Consider the following 16,909-nt stretch of genomic DNA (forward strand, 5'->3'; position numbering starts at 1 on the left):
GGTGCGTGCGATGATCTCCGCTGTTTTCGCCGCCCGTCGTTCAGCGTGTGTCATGATACCCCTCGAATAGGTATTTCAAATATCTATTTAACATGCGATAATTTAAATTGCTAATGTCATTTCTGGATGCGTGGATGCGCCTGACTTCCTTCACAGATTTCGGATTGCGCGCTCTTATGAGGCTCGCCGGTGAACCGGAGCGTATCTTCACCACCGACGAAATCGCGCGAGAATTCGAAATCTCCCGCAACCACCTGACCAAGGTCATCCGTCAACTCGCAGCCGCCGGCATCATCGCCACTCACCGGGGCGCGGGCGGCGGCTTTCGCCTTGCCCGGTCGCCGCACGACATTTCCATCGGTGAGATTGTCCGGGCCCTCGAGGCCCGCCAAGCCTTGGTCGAGTGCTTTCGATCCGATGGCGGTGCCTGCGCGCTGACGCCCCGATGCCGCCTCAGGAGCCGTTTGCGCGTTGCGCGCGAGGCGTTCTTGCGGGAACTGGATGGGACCACCCTTGCCGAATGTGCATATCCGGCAAGAGACGGATCGCCTCCGGTGCCGTTCGCGGCATGAAGTAGGTTATGGTGACGTATCTCGATCAAGTGGATCGACGAGCCAGCGTCCGAAGACGATCGATTTCCGGGAGCGAAGCCTGGGCGGAGGACCGACGACGCTGGAATGGACGCTGCGCGGCCGGTCGCCGTTCCACCAGGTCGAGACGTCGCCGCGTATCGTGGATACGGATGATGGTCGGCACCTTCAGATCGCCTGCCTTCTTCGTCTCTTTCACTGTTGCAACCACGTTGAAGAGCCTTGATCCCGGCGACAATGTTCATGCGGCGAGCAATTCAGGATGCTGGCCGCATGAAGACCCGTGGGATGTCCAAACGCATTTCGTCTTCAGTGTGAATTTGCGACAGACCACCCTGAACGCCTAGTCCTCGAACTCCCCGCGGAGGATCTCCCGCTTGCCAGCGTGGTTTGAAGGGCCGACGACGCCCTCTTTTTCCATACGCTCCATCATAGAGGCCGCTCGGTTGTAGCCGATCTGCAGCCGTCGCTGAATGTAAGAGGTCGACGCCTTCCTGTGCCTGAGGACGATGCTGACGGCCTGCTCATAGAGGTCAGTGGATGCGAGACCGAGATCGTCATCCTCCGCTGGAAGATCGGACATCTCCATCTCCTCCGGTTCCTCGTCGTCGGCCGTCACGGCTTCGAGGTAAACGGGCTCGCCTTGGCGCTTGAGGTGGTTGACCACCTTCTCCACCTCCTCGTCCGAGCAGAAGGGACCGTGCACGCGTGTGATCCGGCCGCCGCCGGCCATGTACAGCATATCGCCCTGGCCCAGCAACTGCTCGGCGCCCATCTCGCCTAGGATTGTGCGGCTGTCGATCTTGGACGTGACCTGGAACGAGATCCGGGTCGGGAAGTTCGCCTTGATCGTGCCGGTGATCACGTCCACGGAAGGCCGCTGCGTCGCCAGGATCACGTGAATGCCGGCGGCGCGCGCCATTTGGGCCAAGCGCTGGATCGCACCCTCGATTTCCTTGCCGGCCACCATCATCAGGTCCGCCATCTCGTCGACGATCACCACGATGAACGGCAACGGATTGAGATCCATCACCTCATCCTCGTAGACCGCCTCGCCGCTCGTCTTGTCGAAGCCGGTCTGGACCGTGCGGGTGATCACCTCGCCGCGGGACTTGGCTTCGCTCACGCGCGCGTTGAAACCGTCAATGTTGCGTACGCCGAGCTTGGACATCTTGCGGTAGCGGTCCTCCATCTCGCGCACGGCCCAACGCAAGGCGATGATCGCCTTCTTGGGGTCGGTGACCACTGGAGTAAGCAGGTGAGGAATCCCGTCATAGACCGACAGCTCGAGCATTTTGGGATCGACCATGATCAGGCGGCACCGCTCGGGCGTGAACCGATAAAGGAGCGAAAGGATCATGGTGTTGATGGCGACCGATTTACCGGAGCCGGTCGTGCCAGCGACCAAAAGGTGAGGCATGCGGGCGAGATCGGCGATGACGGGCTCGCCGCCGATGGTCTTGCCAAGACAGATCGGGAGCTTCTGTGTCGACGCCTTGAAGTCCTCGGTCTCGAGCAGCTCGCGCAGGTAGACGGTCTCCCGTGTTTCATTCGGCAACTCGATGCCAATGGCGTTGCGGCCGGGGATCACAGCCACGCGGGCGGACGTGGCGCTCATCGAGCGGGCGATGTCCTCCGAGAGGGCGATGACGCGCGAGGACTTGGTGCCGGGTGCTGGCTCCAGCTCGTAGAGCGTGACCACCGGACCCGGATGGACGTGAATGACTTCACCCTTCACACCAAAGTCGCGGATGACCTTCTCAACCTTGCCAGCCCTCTCCTCGAGGATTTCCTCGGTCAGAATCAGCCCCTCGCGCTCCGGCGGCTCGGCAAGGAGCTCGATAGCCGGAAGCTCGTATCCAACGCCTCTTGCCTGCTCCGGTAGAGGGAAGTCGGTGACGCGCGCCGTTGGGATATGTCCAACCAGAGCAGGTGTCTCCAGCAGGACGCAATCAACGGATGCGCGCGGCAGGATTGAGGGTTGTGCCGCTGCTGCATCTTTCAGCGACGTTCGGAAGGGCGCGATTTCCTCGCCGAACAGAGCGAGGTATCCCGCGTCGAAGCCCTCCGCCGTGTCCGCCTCGGAGACCATTTCTCCAGATGCGATTGCTTCTTCCGGCTCAACCCAATCGGGCGTATCCCCTGCGATCGCTTCAGGCTGACCGAACCCGGCCTCTGGCTCTGCTTCTGCTCCTGCCTTCGTTGGCTCTTCGGCAGGGGGCCTGTCTTCGGGCACGTCGAGCATCGGCTCGGGCTTCAGGGAGACTGCGAAGCGATACAGACTCGAATGGAATGCGAATGCCGAGAATGCCGGCATCGCGGGAGCGGGCAGCATCAATTCGGCGGGAATCTCGCAAGCGACCTCCTCGATCGCCGGAGGGATCTCCGCGTCGGGCGCGGCAATTCCGTCATGCGCAGCTTCCATGTCTGGTGTCTCGGAGATTTCGTCCACCACCGTGACTTCCTCAGGAGGCGACGCAATCCCGGCCTTGGCGTTCTCTGTCACGCCGGGAGGCAAGTTGGGCTCTTCCACTTCCCCTTCCCTGAGGATCACTGACGCGGGCGTCGCCACAGGAGAAGGCTCGGCCCTCGACTCAAATGGTGTGGCTCGGGATTCCACCGCAGCCCGCAGCCTCTCAAGACGCTTGCGGATAGCATCCTCACACGACCTGTCGGCGGCCCGGGCAAGCCGCGCGGCGTCCGTCGCCTCGCCCGCGGCCAGGGCGACGACGTTGGTTTCGGGCTGCCTCTTGATGAAACGGTCTGGGGTCCGCGTCGCTCTCACGCCCTTGTCCAGCGCGAAAGCCCGCCACCATCCGGGCTCCGTCTCTCCAGCGGAGGACCACGGTGTTTCCCATGCAAATTCAATGCCGCGTCTCCCATCCGAATCGCCCCGATTCTGGACCTCCCGAGAGGTCTCGAAAGCCTTGGCTTCGGACTGAACTGTAGCGGGAAGAAAATCGTTAAGCTGGAATGAGTTACGCATGGGTACTTACAAATCCGTCGATGCTGGAAGCATGGGTCCGTCGTTGCGGCTCGGGAACTCTGGCGGATGCCGGTAAAGACAGAGTTATTGCCCGAGTGATTGTTCGAGATGACGCTCGTCATCCGCCCCGAGCAAAAATCCGCAAAGCCTGGCGAAACCCGTACGTTGCAGGGGTTTTGAGCAGATCGACCCTGCCCCATTACGGAATCGTAACCCGGCCGCAATGCAGAAGGCAGTCAGCCAAGCCTACGATCATCCTCGAACCCTCTCGCCGCTCTGTCGGCGAAAGCGGAGGATCAATCATGAGTTCTGCCCAGAAAGTTGGGGATCAAAAAACAGCGAAGCTTTCGCCTTCGGATCTCACGCAGATCAAACTCGCGGCGAGAGAATTACGCTCCTCAAACCCTCAAAGTATCTTAGCGGACTTGGTCGAGGAAAAAATCCGGGCGATTGAAAATGAATACCCGGCTCCTTTGCGGACATTGTCATCCGCTCCGGGTCGGCGGATCTTCCGTTGGGAGGCCGCCAAGGGCGACCGCACGGTATAGATTGCGAATGAGCCCGACCTGTCATTCTCGCTACACGCGCCACCCCTTCCCGGCCGAAAGGATCAGCTATACCGTTTGGTTGTACTTCCGCTTTCGCTTGAGCCTGCGCACGGTCGCTTGAGCTTGGACGTTGGGCGTGAACTCAATGTATGCCTCAGGTGATCCGGGCAACAAAGCCGACTGAACGGTCCCGCCTCGATGCCTTGTCTTCCCGACATCGCGATTTACAATCAATAATAGCGGGGGCGGCCCCGAACAGGCTACCGCCTACGCTCGGTCGAGCCACGGCACAGATCATGCAAAGGTCGCGAGCCCAACGGCCCTCGCGTCTGGCAGTCGTCCATCGCAGGTCGCAGCCAAGGCGTTTTAGGGCTTGCTACCGACCGCCCCGGGTTCGCTGCCGCGTTTAAAACCGGCGGGTGCACCCGTCTGCGACAGCGCGCGGATGAATTCAGCGGCGAAACGAGGCGGTGACTTTAGCATGTGGTCCTGGCCGATTATCGTCTGCCTGATTGCAGTAGGGCTGAGCTCCCTTCACACGGGAGCGGCGGCCCTTTTCGTCGGGCGCTTCGCGCGACGGAAGGCGCCGGCCCGGATTGAAAGCCCTTCGGTGACAATCCTGAAGCCACTCTGCGGCGATGAGCCTGGGCTCATGGAGAACCTGGCGTCATTTTGCGCGCAGGACTATTCCGGAGCGATACAAATCATCTTCGGCACCCAGGATCCTGGCGATCCGGCGATCGACACCGTGAAGGGACTATTGACGAAATTCCCGGGACATACTCTCGAGCTTGTCGTGGATTCCCGTCTGCACGGGGTGAACCGCAAAGTCTCAAACCTCGTCAACATGGCCGCTTGTATTCGGCATGAGGTCGTGATCCTCGCTGACAGCGACATAAGGGTCGGACCTGGCTACGTCGCGGGCCTCATCGCAGAACTGGAACGCTCCGGCGTGAACGGCGTGACTTGCCTCTATCACGGCCTCGGCTCTCAAAGCATTTGGTCCCGCCTCTCCGCTCTCGGCATCGATACGCATTTTCTACCGAATGTAATCGTCGGTCTCGCTCTGCGACTCGCGCGCCCGTGCCTCGGCTCAACGATCGCTCTCAGGCGAGAGACCCTGAACCGGATCGGAGGTATGGAGGTCTTCGCCAACGACATGGCGGACGATTATGTGCTGGGGGAAGCGCTTCGCTCAGAGGGTGGCGAAGTCGCAGTTCCATCATTCCTCATAGGCCATGTTTGTGGCGAGTGCTCCTGGGGGGAACTCTGGGGGCACGAGCTGCGGTGGGCGCGTACCATCAGGAGCATCGACCCTGTCGGCCATGCAGCCTCGATCATCACTCACGGATTGCCGTGGGCGCTGATGGCCGTTCTCCTCGGCGGTGGCTTAGCCGCCACGGCGGCTGTGTTTCTTGTGGTCACCTCTCGGATCTTGCTTTGCATGCGGATCGAGCGGGCTTTCGGCCTTGTGCCCCACCCGTACTGGCTCCTGCCGTTCCGCGACCTACTTTCCTTCACAGTGTTTATTGCGAGCTTCATCGGGCGGAGCGTGACCTGGAAGGGACACAGCTACCGCATGGAAGCCAAAGCCAACCTCGTTCCTAAACGGAGGTCAGCCTCGCCATGATGCGGACGCTTTTTCTTCAGGCGCCGTCCTTCGACGGTTTCGACGGTGGCGCCGGTGCTCGCTACCAGATGCGGCGCGAGGTCCGCTCGTTTTGGTATCCGACGTGGCTCGCCCAACCCGCCGCAATGGTCGATGGTAGTAAGCTGATCGATGCGCCGCCGCACCGCCTCACATTCGCGGACATTGCCCCTTATGCGCGCACATACGAACTTCTTGTCCTGCATACCTCGACGCCGTCCTTCAACTCGGATGTGAGGACAGCGCAGGCACTGAAGGAGCTGAATCCGGACCTGAAGGTCGGGCTCATCGGCGCCAAGGTTGCGGTTGAGCCGGAGGAAAGCCTGAAGGCGTGTCATGCCATCGACTTCGTCGCGCGCAACGAGTTCGACTTCACGATCAAGGAGGTGGCCGAGGGCCGCGATTGGAACCGCATCGATGGGCTCTCCTATCGCAATGACGAAGGAGTGATCGTTCACAACCCCGACCGCGCGATCCTCGAGAACATGGACACCCTGCCCTTCGTGACGCCCGTCTATAAACGCGATCTTGTGATCGAGAACTATTTCGGCGGGTACCTCAAACATCCCTACATTTCGTTTTATACGGGGCGAGGTTGTAAGTCCCGTTGCACGTTCTGCCTCTGGCCTCAGACCGTCGGAGGTCATCATTACCGCACCCGCAGCATCGGGCATGTGATGGAAGAACTCACGTGGGCGAAGGCGGCTTTCCCTCAAGTCAAAGAATTCTTCTTCGACGACGACACGCTGACTGACAACATTCCGCGCGTTGAAGCGCTGGCCCGAGAAATCGGCAGGCTTGGACTTACCTGGTCCTGCAACGCAAAAGCGAACGTGCCGCGTAGCACACTAAAGGTCATGAAGGATAACGGCCTGCGTCTCCTGCTGGTCGGCTATGAGTCCGGTAACCAGCAGATCCTGCACAACATTAAAAAGGGGATGAGGGTCGATGTGGCCCGTCGCTTTACCAAGGACTGCCATGAACTCGGCATCGTCATCCACGGCACCTTCATTCTTGGCTTACCCGGCGAGTCGAAGGAGACAATCGAGGAGACGATCCGTTTCGCGAATGAGATCAACCCGCACACGATACAGGTCTCATTGGCAGCACCCTACCCCGGCACCTTCCTTTACCGGCAGGCCCAGGACACCGGGTGGCTTCATGACACCGATGCCGAACTCCTGACCGACCACGGGACGCAAATTGCAGCCCTGAGTTACCCGCATCTCAGCCACACTGAGATTTTTGAGTCGGTGGAGCAATTCTACCGACGGTTCTATTTCCGTGCGCCCAAGATTGCTTCGATCGTGGGAGAGATGGTCCGAAGTCCCGAGATGATGAGGCGTCGCCTGCGTGAGGGAGTCGAGTTCTTCCGTTTTCTCCGGGATCGGGGCGAAACCTCAACCTGACCCGCGCTTTCTCGGTCATGTCACGGCATCGCTGGCTTCATGCGGTGGGCCAAGGAAGGCCGGCACCACGATGAAGGCTGAAAGGAGTGTGAAGAACAGCGACAAAGCCAAAAGTAAACCCATGCTTGCTGTTCCAGGATGGCTCGAGAAGCAGAGGCTGCCGAACGCGATACCAGTGGTGAGCGCGCTGAAGAAGATTGCCCGCGTCAAGCTGGAAGCCAGCATGTCGGACACCCCCGCCCGCCAGGCGATGATGTAGTAGATATGGAAGGCGACCCCAACGGCGAGCATGAGCGGCAAGGCGATGATGTTCGCGAAATTGAGGGAAAGGCCGAGAAGAGACGCCGTCTCCAGCGTCAGGATCGTGGCCAACACGAGGGGGCCAAGAGCATGGGAGACATCGCGCAGGCTTCGGAGCGTGACCCATAGGATCAAGAAAATCGCGACCAGGGAAAACAGCGCCGCCTCGATGAACGCGCGGACGACCGTGCGACCGGATTCCACGATCACGATGGGGGTTCCCGTGGCATGAGGTGCGACCGCGTGGACCGCATTCGCGAACTTGGCAAGCGCCACATCGTCGTTGGCCTCTCCTTTCGGAAAAACCTCGATCCTCGCGCGCCCATCTGCAGCGATCCAGTCAGCCACGAGATCACGGGGGAGATTTTCGCGCGTGATCGGCTCGGCACTCAGGAGCAAGCGAAGCCGATCGAGAAACCGGCGCCAATCGATGAACACCGCCGCTTCAGCGGCGTTCCGCTTCGAAGGGGAAGCCGCGGCAAGTTGATCGAGAACAGTCGCGAGACGCCGGGCCTGATCCTCGGCCAGACCGGCCCGTGCCCCTGCAGCATCGCGCAGCATCGTCGCGGTCTGGCTCAGGGTCGCGATATTTTCGGCATCCGTTGGAGGTGTCATCACTTCAGTCGGGTGTAGTGCCGGGGCGAGTTTGAGAGTCGCCTCGCGGATATCGCTGAGCTTCTGATCCTGATCGTCCGGAATGAAGCTCGCAAGCGTCATGGTACGCGAGACTTCCGGTAGTGCCCGAAGCTTGGCGGCAAGCGTCTCGGAATCCTGCAGGGATGGCGCCAAGACATCGATGGTGTTCGGGGTGGTCTCGGGGCTCTTCGCCAAGTCCAGGAATGTCGCGACAGATTCCACATGCTTGTCGCGCAGATTCATCGGGTTGGAGTCGAATGGGATGTTGATCAGCAGCGGCGATCCGACCGTGACCGCAAGAAACGTCGCCATGATCACGAGGCGACGATGGTCATGAATCCAGTGGTCGAGTGTGGCCAGCGATGTTGTCTCGATGGACCTTGGTTCGGCCGGTGGCCGAAGGACGGTGATGAGCGCCGGAAGCAGCGTCAGGTTTGCAACATAGGCAATCACCATGCCGATGCCGGCGATCAGCCCCAGCTCGGACACCCCTCGGAACTCCGTGGGCAAGAAAGAAAAGAAGCCCGCGAGAAGCGAGATCGCCGCCAAGGTAAGCGACCCGCCGACGCCTCTCGCCGCAGCAACAAGAGCTGTTGGCAGATCGTCCAGCGCATGGCGCTCGGCGCGGTAACGCATGGTGAACTGGATCCCGAAATCGATGCCGAGCCCCACGAACAGGGCAGCGAACGCGACCGAGATGAGGTTGAATTCACCGACCAGCAGCAGACCGATGCCGGTTGTCACGATGATGCCCACAAGAAGCGTTGCCAGAACGGCAAAGATGATCCGTCCATAACGGAGGGCGAAATAAAGGATGAGGCCAATGGCCGCGAGGGTCAGAGTCGTGTTGAGCACGACGTTTTCCGCCAATGTCCCGAACTCATCGTCTGCGATCGGAACAGAGCCTGTCAGACGCACGCGTACGCCGCGGTCGGGCGTCAGTCCAAGGCCGCCCACGGTTCGCCGTATGAGATCGGTTGCCTCCGCGCCGGGCTGCAACGCGCTGTGATCGAGAATGGGGTCGATCAGGACAAAGCGCCTCAACTCACCTACCCCGATTTTTCCGCCGGATAGCAAAGTCCGCCAGGAGAGCCGGGCGGGCTGACCTGCGAGCACGCGCTCAAGTACGTTAGACAGGGCCGTCATCGGTCCGGTTAGCTCGTCAAGCTTCATCTGGCCTGCCTGAACGCCCTGTAACCCGAACGACAGGGTCTGCAAGAAGCCGCGCAGGCTTGGATCGACGGCGAGGTGTTCGAGAAGGCCCTGCTGCGCAATAAGCGCTTCTGTCGTGCGGGTGAGCTCCTCTATCGGCAAAAACAGAAGGCCGTTCTTGGCGAAGAAAGGATTGCTGGCCGGTTGCCGCACCCTGCGGAAGGTGCCGCCATGCTGCATGAGCGCGGCGGTGAGCCTCTCGGCCGCCTCATCGGCCAGTTCGGGCGTCTCTCCATCAACGACGGCGACAATGGGATTCGTACGCTGCGGGAATGCCGTGTCGATGGCGATCTCGTCCTGGCGCCAGGCCACGTATGGTGAAATCAACCGCGCCGTATCGGTGTTGATCGTGAAGCGCTTCACCGCAACGGAAAGGCTGAGCAGGGTGAGGACGCTCGCGACAGCGATGACCAGCCACGGGCCACGGATGCACAGTGCTACGACGCGCTCGATCAAGGATTTTGGCATCAGGATCTGGATATGCCCTCCCGATGAGAAGTGAAGCGCCTTCCCTCAGTACTATAGCGCCCTATAGTGACTGGGGTGGTATCATCGACGATCAGACAACATTCACTGCCACTTCCGCAATAATCCTTACGATATGTTGCGGCACGGTTGGTGGCCTGCCTACAAAGTAAATTGGATTATTCGGTCGCGAATTGAAGTGGAAGGTCTGAAGATCAAGGATCGACAGCAGATACCTTGGATATCTTGGCGGTGACCAGAGCTCAACCTTGAGCATAAGAGTATAGGATATGAAAATCATCCTCGCTCAGCCCCGTGGTTTTTGCGCTGGCGTTGTTCGTGCGATCGAGATCGTGGAACGCGCACTCATCAAGTATGGTGCTCCCGTCTACGTCCGTCACGAGATCGTTCACAACCGCTACGTTGTCGAGAGCCTGGAGCGGAAGGGCGCCTGCTTCGTCGATGATCTCAGCGAAGTTCCGGACGGGGCGGTCGTGATTTTCAGCGCCCATGGCGTGCCTCGTGCCGTCATGGCGGAGGCGCAAGCGAGGCAATTACCAGCTCTGGATGCGACATGCCCGCTGGTGACCAAGGTCCATAATCAGGGCCGGCGCTATGTCGAGCAACGGCGCACGCTGGTGCTGATCGGTCATGCGGGGCACCCTGAGGTGGAAGGCACGCTCGGGCAGGTCGAAGGTGTCGTCCATCTTGTGCAGAATCTGGCCGACGTGGAGTCGCTCGGCCTTCCGCCTGACACGCCCATAGCATACGTGACCCAGACGACCCTCAGCGTCGACGACACGCGCTCGATCATCACCGCGCTCAGGCATCGATTTTCTGATGTGGTCGGTCCCGACACGAAAGACATTTGTTACGCCACGCAAAACCGTCAAGTTGCTCTGCGGCAGCTCTGCCGTATCGCCGATCTCATTCTCGTTGTCGGCGCGCGTAATAGCTCTAATTCCAATCGCCTGCTTGAGATTGGGGTAGAGGCGGGGATTCCGAGCTACCTCGTAGCCGACGGTTCGGACATCAATCCAAGCTGGCTCGATCACGTTGAGGTGGTCGGGGTGACCGCCGGAGCCTCGGCACCTGAAGTCCTCGTGGAGAATGTTATCGAAGCGCTCCGCTGCGCTGTCGGACATGTGGAGGTTTCGATCCTCCCGGGGGTTGAGGAAACCGTCAATTTTCGCCTGCCGGCGGAGCTCATGGCGGTTTGAGACGCAATTGCCGTAGCAACACTGCTCAACAAGGAGTCGCCCGTGGGGATACCCGTCCGACAAGTGGTCTCGATCGGAAGCTACATCCTCCGCCAGCACCTCGCAGGCCGAAAGCGCTACCCTCTTGTGCTCATGCTCGAGCCGCTTTTCCGATGCAATCTCGCCTGCGCAGGCTGCGGTAAGATAGACTATCCCGACGCGATCCTAAACAAGCGCCTATCGGTCGAGGATTGTCTCGCGGCCGTGGACGAGTGTGGCGCGCCGGTGGTCGTTCTGGCGGGTGGCGAGCCCCTCTTACACAAGGGTCTGCCTCAGATCGTGGCGGGCGCAATCGCGCGCCGCAAATTCGTCGTCGTCTGTACCAATGCGTTGCTGCTCGAGAAGAAGATCGACCAGTACCGGCCAAGCCCGTATTTCACGTGGTCCATTCACCTCGATGGCGATGAGGAGATGCATGACCGCTCGGTGTGTCAGGAAGGCGTGTACAATCGCGCTGTCGCTGCGCTCCGGCTGGCCCGGGCCAAAGGCTTTCGTGTCACCATCAACTGCACCTTTTTCAAGGGAGCTGACCCGGAGCGGGTTGCAGCCTTCTTCGATAGTGTTATGGGGCTCGGAATTGACGGAATTACCGTCTCGCCGGGATATGCCTACGAGCGAGCGCCCGACCAGCAGCATTTCCTGAATCGGAAGGTCACCAAGGAGCTGTTCCGCGATATCTTCCGCCGCGGACGAGGCGGCAAGAGGTGGGCATTCAATCAGTCCGCGCTTTTCCTCGACTTTCTGGCGGGTAATCAGACCTATCACTGTACGCCGTGGGGCAACCCCACCCGAACGGTGTTCGGATGGCAGCGCCCTTGCTACCTCCTGGGCGAGGGCTACGCCGCGACCTATCGGGAACTCATGGAAGAAACCGATTGGGACGCTTACGGCACGGGTCATTACGAAAAGTGTGCCGATTGCATGGTCCATTCGGGTTATGAGGCATCGGCCGTCCTGGACACGGTCCAACGGCCCTGGAAGGCGGCTTGGACGGCTCTGCGAGGGGTTGGCACGGAAAGGCCGATGGCGCCTGAAATCCCTCTGGGCGAGCAGCGTCCAGCGCAGTTCGTATTCTCACGGAATGTCGCGGAAAGGCTTGCTGAGGCCGGTGAGTCTAAGACCCGGCCCCAGAAGCATTAGACAGCGCTCTAAGCTCGAGAGGGCGACGGACGCATCCCACGCCAGGCGCGGCAGCGTAGCCAGCTGCATGGGGCTTCTTACGGCCTCCGTCAGAATAGCCTTCAGGTTGATGCTCCCGCTCGGGTGCAGCGCCTCTCCCACAAATAAAGGAAGCGCGCGATCGGCTGGGTCGCAGATGGTCCGGATGGCGGCAAATGGAATTCCGTGAGCGGCCGCGAAGGCAGCCGCAATATGGGATTCCATATCGACAGCAGCAGCTCCGGTTGCGGAGCGCAAGGTAGCCTTGTCTGTGGGTGTCAGAGCCGGGGCATCAACACCGGCAATTTCAGCGAGGATCACACGCCGGCGACTCCTCGACAAACATCGAGCCCAGTCCTGAACTATTCCGGGGTGCGCGGCCCACCTTGCGCCCACCGCAACAACGCCGCTAGAGACAACCGCGTCGCCTGCTACGAGAGTCGGATCCAGACCGCCGGCAATCCCAAAGCTGATGACTGCCCGGTAGGCAGGCTTAAGCTCATCGAGAGCTATCCTCAGCCGTCCCGGGGAACCGCCTGAGGCAATGATGGTGATGTTGGGGCCGGCGACAAGCCGCGCCTCGCGGCGCAGTCCGGTCACGACGAGAATCGGCAGCGGGAGATCAGAGGTCACATCCCAAACCCCATGGTGTCGTCGCCCCCGCGCGTCAAATTGCGGTAGCGCGCAAGCGCCCATAGAGGGAAGAACTTCGGGTATCCGTGGTAACGCAGGTAGAAGACTCGCGGGAAGCCTGTCGCTGTGAAGCGCTCCTCATGCCAGAATCCATCCGGCCCTTGTGTGCGTCTCAGATATTCAATGCCCCGAGAGACAGCTGGGTGCTTGACCTCGCCCGCAGCCATAAGGGCCAAGAGTGCCCATGCGCTCTGTGATGCCGTGCTTGGTGCGGGTTGATGACCTCGATAATCGAGGTGGTAACTATCACCGTCCTCGCCCCACCCCCCGTCGGGGTTCTGAATCTCGACAAGCCATTTCACCGCGCGGCGCACCGCCCCTGAATGCGTGTGGATCTTTGCCGCGCGAAGGGCGCAGAGAGCCGACCAGGTCCCATAAATGTAGTTCATGCCCCAGCGGCCGAACCAACTCCCGTCCGTCTCCTGCGTCGCGAAGAGGTACATGATACCGCGCGCGAGCGTCGGACTGGTTTCCGATGTCTCACCGAGTTGAGCGAGCATCGACACGCAGCGTGCGGTCACGTCGGCGGTCGGCGGATCGAGGAGCGCTCCATGATCGGCAAAGGGGATGTGGTTGAGGTACTCGTAGGTGTTATCGACATCGAAGGCACCCCAGCCGCCGTTGCGGCTCTGCAGGCCCGAGACCCACTCGCGACCATGGGTGATCGACTCCTCGAAGGCAGCTGGGTCTCCGCGGTGCATTGCCATCACAACCACCGCCGTGTCATCGACATCGGGATAGTGAGGGTTGGCGTATTGAAAGGCCCAACCACCTGGCCGTACCTGAGGACGAGTCACAGCCCAATCTCCCGCCACGTCGAGAATTTGTCTTTCTTTCAACCAGCCTAGACCTTGAAGCGCTTTCGCTTCCGCTTCCTTGCCCCCGACCTCAAGCAGGGCGTGGCATGCAAGCGCCGTGTCCCAAACCGGTGACAGGCATGGTTGACAAAAGGCTTCCTGTTCCCTCACGACGACCAAACCTTCGAGCGCTTTGCGCGCAGTCACGACATGCGGCTGGTCGGCCGGATAGCCGAGGGCATCGAACATCATCGCGGCATTGGCCATGGCCGGAAAAATGGCGCCGAGCCCATTGCTGCCATTCAGCCGCTGCTCGACAAAAACGACGGCGGATTGAATGGCTCGCTGGCGAAGGCCTTTCGGAAAGAAGCGCTCGGCGCGGCGGAGAGTGGCATCGATCCCTTGGAAAAACCGGGTCCAGGGTGATGTCTGATGCGCTCCCTTTGGCCAGTCACGCACCTTGCTTGGTGGCACGATAAAAAGTTCGCCTATGCCGATACCGCGCGGATTGCGCGCCCTCGGCTTCAACGCCTGCAAAACCATGAGGGGGACGAGAACGGTGCGAGCCCAGTATGAGATCTTTGAAAGATGGAAAGGAAACCAGCTCGGCAGAAGCATGATTTCGATGGGCATGACCGGAACGGCCCGCCAAGGGATCTCGCCGTAGAGCGCCAGAAAAGCCCGCGTGAAGACATTGCTCTTCGCGGCTCCCCCATGAGCGAGAATCGTCTCGCGCGCCCGAAGCATATGCGCACTGTTTGGCGCATCCCCAACCATTTTGAGTGCGAAATATGCCTTCACGCTGGCGCTCATGTCGAATGGGCCGCCGTGGAATAGAGGCCAGCCTCCCTCGCGAGTCTGAGTGCCGCGGAGATAGGAAGCCATCTTGGCTTCCAGCGCGGAATCCATCGTTTCGCCGAGGTAATGCTTCAGAAGAATGTACTCGGCCGGAATGGTCGCATCCGCCTCAAGTTCGAAACACCAGTGGCCGTCGGCCCGGGCACAGGCGACGAGTGCCTGGGTCGCCACCGCAATCTGCAGTTCGATCTCATCCGCCGACCATTCGAGGGGGAGGAGCGAGGTTTCGGTCATGCGTGATGCTGGCGTGTTGATGTGGCGGCATGAAGATTTTTCACCGCAGATGTGCCCGCGACGACCGAGGCGGCCATATAGCCTGACCGGATGGCGCCTTCGATGGTCGCCGGCAGCCCCGTCGCGGTCCAATCGCCGGCAAGGACAAGGCCAGGAATGCGCGTTCGCGCGGATGGACGGCGAGCGACCTCGGCTGGAGTTGCCGCGAAGGTCGCGCGGCGCTCCTTCACGATTTGCCAGGGCGGAAGATCGGGAGGAAGCCCGGTCAGAGTCGAGACATCACGCCAGATCGCTTCCGCGAGATCCTCTCGGGGATGATTCAACAGGCCATCCGCGCTGCTGATCGTGACAGAGAGGCGGCCAGGATAAGCAAAGAGCCATTCCGCCAACCCATTGATGATGCCGTGGATCGGCGGAAGAGTCGGAGGTGGCTCTATCCGGAAATGAGCATTGACGATTGCACGGGAGCCGCTGGGCACGTGCAGTTCGGGAATAAGCCCTGCTGCCGCCCAAGACGGGACTGCGAGGATAACGGTATCGCGAGATCCGAGCTCAATTTCTACCTCTCCGAAAACAAGCCGCCGGGGACGTCCTCCTGTCAGGTCGATTTGGCGCAGACGCTGTCCGAAAAATACAGACACCTGCTTTCTGGCTAAACATCGAAGTGTCGGGTCGATGAAGGTCGCAGAAAGACCAGCCGTAGCGATCAGCGGCCGGCAAGCCTGCCCGCCCGCTGCCAGCGTTTCGCGCAGGATCTGCGCTGCGAGCCCCGCGTCGGCTTCGCTCGGCTCGGTGTTGAGGGCCGCTAAAAGCACCGGTCGCCACAGACGCTCAAATAATAATCCGGAGCACGCCGCGGCCTCGCTGACGAACGCCGACGGTGGCGCATATAGGAGCTTTACGGAGGTCAGATAATCCCAGGCCCGGCTGGCCGGCACCCGGCGCTTCGCATCGAAAATCCACCAGGGTAGCCGGCCGTTGTTCGGCCGCAGTGTCCAGCGTTCATTATTCGCGAGATCGACGAACGCGAAAGCGGCTTCCGGCGGCCCACTGAGTCCGGGATGCGCGCCAATGCGGGCCAGAAAATCAAGCGCTGCCCAGTTGCCGGATAGGACAAGGTGGTTTCCGTTGTCGATCGTGCACCCGAGAGCCGGATCGAAGTAGGAACGACATCGGCCACCCGCGATCTTGGCCGCCTCGTAGACCGCGACCGGGTATCCAGCTTCGACCAAACGTATTGCTGCGCTCAGACCCGCAAGACCTGCCCCGATAATGTGGACGACCCCGTCCGTCATATGAGGCCGTAGCGTAGGAGCGCTCCAACCAGGCGCACGCGATCCGCGTGGACAGGCTCACGCGGCGGGCTCCATCCGCGCGCGAGGAGTTTGTCGAGAATGGACAAATACGCTGCCGCCATCATGCGGGGCGCGCGTACCAAAGCACGAGGGCAATCGGCCATGATCCGATCTGCTTCGGAGAAATAGATGGTCGCGCGTTCGGCTACACGGGCGCACGCTTCTCCGAGCTTTGGGTTGCTCAAAACGGATTTCGGTTCGAAATGGCCGATGCCCGCTTCGACGAGGGCTTCCTTTGGCAGGTACAGGCGGCTGAGGGCTGCGTCTTCGTCAAGATCTCGCAGAATGTTGGTCAGCTGCAACGCTCGTCCAAGATGGTGTGCGAGTGCATCACCATGAGTGTTGTCGAGCCCGAATATCCTCACCGAAAGCCGCCCGACCGCACTCGCCACGCGATCACAGTAGAGATCGAGGAGCGCCCAGTCCGGCGCCCTGAGATTGCCGCTCGCATCCATCATCATTCCGTCGATGATGGCATCAAAATCGCGGCGCTGAAGTTCGAAGGTGCGAACAGGCGCGACGAGAGCCGAGAGCCGCTCCGGCGCGTTGCCATTGAATAGAGCATCGACCCCTGCTTGCCAGCTCTCGAGTTCACGAATGCGGTCGACGAAGGGCTCGTCGCTGTCCGCGACGTCGTCGACGGCGCGACAGAACGCGTACACCGCATACATTGCCTCACGACGGATCCGCGGCAGAATTCTCATGGCCGTGCAAAACGAGCTGCCAGCGGCTGGACCGGTCCCATTACCGTTTGCCATCAC

The 16,909-nt window shown here is 60.7% G+C and carries 13 protein-coding genes; 7 read left to right on the plus strand and 6 right to left on the minus strand.

All coding sequences use genetic code 11. From position 1 onward, the window contains the following. Nucleotides 1–134: 134 nt before the first annotated feature. Entirely contained in the window at nt 135–572 is a 438-nt protein-coding gene (locus I2H38_RS18110; protein WP_196273283.1) for an RrF2 family transcriptional regulator, read from the plus strand. A 170-nt stretch (nt 573–742) separates the two neighbouring features. Next, nucleotides 743–937 carry a hypothetical protein gene (locus tag I2H38_RS18115; protein WP_196273284.1) on the plus strand — a complete coding sequence of 65 codons (195 nt, stop codon included), beginning with the start codon at nt 743–745 and terminating at the stop codon, nt 935–937. On the opposite strand, the gene I2H38_RS21095 is transcribed toward I2H38_RS18115, so the two are convergent. After that, nucleotides 934–3,576, minus strand: coding sequence for a DNA translocase FtsK (locus I2H38_RS21095; RefSeq protein ID WP_229426782.1), 2,643 nt, complete (start codon nt 3,574–3,576; stop codon nt 934–936). The two genes, I2H38_RS18115 and I2H38_RS21095, sit on opposite strands and share 4 nt — an antisense overlap. Nucleotides 3,577–3,878: 302 nt before the next feature. Here I2H38_RS21095 and I2H38_RS18125 point away from each other — a divergent pair, with 302 nt between their 5' ends. The 3 genes from I2H38_RS18125 (at nt 3,879) to hpnJ (ending at nt 7,181) form a co-directional block, all read left to right on the plus strand. Continuing rightward, nucleotides 3,879–4,124 (plus strand): hypothetical protein, encoded by a 246-nt coding sequence (locus tag I2H38_RS18125; protein ID WP_196273285.1) that lies wholly within the window; start codon nt 3,879–3,881, stop codon nt 4,122–4,124. A gap of 481 nt (nt 4,125–4,605) precedes the next feature. After that, nucleotides 4,606–5,754: a bacteriohopanetetrol glucosamine biosynthesis glycosyltransferase HpnI gene (hpnI, locus tag I2H38_RS18135; RefSeq protein ID WP_196273286.1), complete on the plus strand. Its 1,149-nt coding sequence runs from the start codon at nt 4,606–4,608 to the stop codon at nt 5,752–5,754. Further along, entirely contained in the window at nt 5,754–7,181 is a 1,428-nt protein-coding gene (gene hpnJ / locus I2H38_RS18140; protein ID WP_196273310.1) for a hopanoid biosynthesis associated radical SAM protein HpnJ, read from the plus strand. The genes hpnI and hpnJ overlap by 1 nt, the downstream gene beginning before the upstream one ends. A gap of 15 nt (nt 7,182–7,196) precedes the next feature. Here the strand turns inward: hpnJ and hpnN are convergent, their stop codons facing one another. Next, nucleotides 7,197–9,797: a hopanoid transporter HpnN gene (gene hpnN, locus I2H38_RS18145; protein WP_196273287.1), complete on the minus strand. Its 2,601-nt coding sequence runs from the start codon at nt 9,795–9,797 to the stop codon at nt 7,197–7,199. Nucleotides 9,798–10,084: 287 nt separating this feature from the next. Here hpnN and ispH point away from each other — a divergent pair, with 287 nt between their 5' ends. Further along, the gene (gene ispH, locus I2H38_RS18150; protein WP_196273288.1) at nt 10,085–11,014 is read left to right on the plus strand and encodes a 4-hydroxy-3-methylbut-2-enyl diphosphate reductase; all 930 of its coding nucleotides are present in this window, start codon (nt 10,085–10,087) and stop codon (nt 11,012–11,014) included. Between the two features lie 42 nt (nt 11,015–11,056). Then, nucleotides 11,057–12,193, plus strand: a complete 1,137-nt coding sequence (gene hpnH / locus I2H38_RS18155) for an adenosyl-hopene transferase HpnH (protein ID WP_196273289.1) — start codon at nt 11,057–11,059, stop codon at nt 12,191–12,193. On the opposite strand, the gene I2H38_RS18160 is transcribed toward hpnH, so the two are convergent. From I2H38_RS18160 to hpnD, 4 genes are read right to left on the minus strand one after another with little or no spacing between them, the layout of a single operon-like run. Next, nucleotides 12,128–12,844 carry a phosphorylase family protein gene (locus tag I2H38_RS18160; protein ID WP_324617432.1) on the minus strand — a complete coding sequence of 239 codons (717 nt, stop codon included), beginning with the start codon at nt 12,842–12,844 and terminating at the stop codon, nt 12,128–12,130. The genes hpnH and I2H38_RS18160 overlap by 66 nt on opposite strands. Further along, a complete protein-coding gene (gene shc / locus I2H38_RS18165) occupies nt 12,841–14,793 on the minus strand; it encodes a squalene--hopene cyclase (RefSeq protein ID WP_196273291.1) in 1,953 nt (650 codons plus the stop codon). The genes I2H38_RS18160 and shc overlap by 4 nt, the downstream gene beginning before the upstream one ends. After that, nucleotides 14,790–16,088 (minus strand): hydroxysqualene dehydroxylase HpnE, encoded by a 1,299-nt coding sequence (gene hpnE / locus I2H38_RS18170; protein ID WP_196273292.1) that lies wholly within the window; start codon nt 16,086–16,088, stop codon nt 14,790–14,792. Before hpnE ends, shc begins: the two co-directional genes overlap by 4 nt. Next, nucleotides 16,085–16,906, minus strand: a complete 822-nt coding sequence (gene hpnD / locus I2H38_RS18175) for a presqualene diphosphate synthase HpnD (RefSeq protein WP_229426784.1) — start codon at nt 16,904–16,906, stop codon at nt 16,085–16,087. The genes hpnE and hpnD overlap by 4 nt, the downstream gene beginning before the upstream one ends. Between the last annotated feature and the right edge of the window lie 3 nt (nt 16,907–16,909).

It is taken from the genome of Microvirga alba, assembly GCF_015694465.1.
Lineage (GTDB): Bacteria > Pseudomonadota > Alphaproteobacteria > Rhizobiales > Beijerinckiaceae > Microvirga > Microvirga alba.

Bases quoted from the DNA above. Each gene is read 5' to 3' on its own strand.
- hpnD (WP_229426784.1), bottom strand. From the start codon at position 16,906: ATGGCAAACGGTAATGGGACCGGTCCAGCCGCTGGCAGCTCGTTTTGC.
- ispH (WP_196273288.1), top strand. From the start codon at position 10,085: ATGAAAATCATCCTCGCTCAGCCCCGTGGTTTTTGCGCTGGCGTTGTT.
- I2H38_RS18110 (WP_196273283.1), top strand. From the start codon at position 135: ATGCGCCTGACTTCCTTCACAGATTTCGGATTGCGCGCTCTTATGAGG.
- shc (WP_196273291.1), bottom strand. From the start codon at position 14,793: ATGACCGAAACCTCGCTCCTCCCCCTCGAATGGTCGGCGGATGAGATC.
- I2H38_RS18125 (WP_196273285.1), top strand. From the start codon at position 3,879: ATGAGTTCTGCCCAGAAAGTTGGGGATCAAAAAACAGCGAAGCTTTCG.
- hpnN (WP_196273287.1), bottom strand. From the start codon at position 9,797: ATGCCAAAATCCTTGATCGAGCGCGTCGTAGCACTGTGCATCCGTGGC.
- hpnJ (WP_196273310.1), top strand. From the start codon at position 5,754: ATGCGGACGCTTTTTCTTCAGGCGCCGTCCTTCGACGGTTTCGACGGT.
- I2H38_RS21095 (WP_229426782.1), bottom strand. From the start codon at position 3,576: ATGCGTAACTCATTCCAGCTTAACGATTTTCTTCCCGCTACAGTTCAG.
- hpnE (WP_196273292.1), bottom strand. From the start codon at position 16,088: ATGACGGACGGGGTCGTCCACATTATCGGGGCAGGTCTTGCGGGTCTG.
- I2H38_RS18115 (WP_196273284.1), top strand. From the start codon at position 743: ATGATGGTCGGCACCTTCAGATCGCCTGCCTTCTTCGTCTCTTTCACT.
- hpnI (WP_196273286.1), top strand. From the start codon at position 4,606: ATGTGGTCCTGGCCGATTATCGTCTGCCTGATTGCAGTAGGGCTGAGC.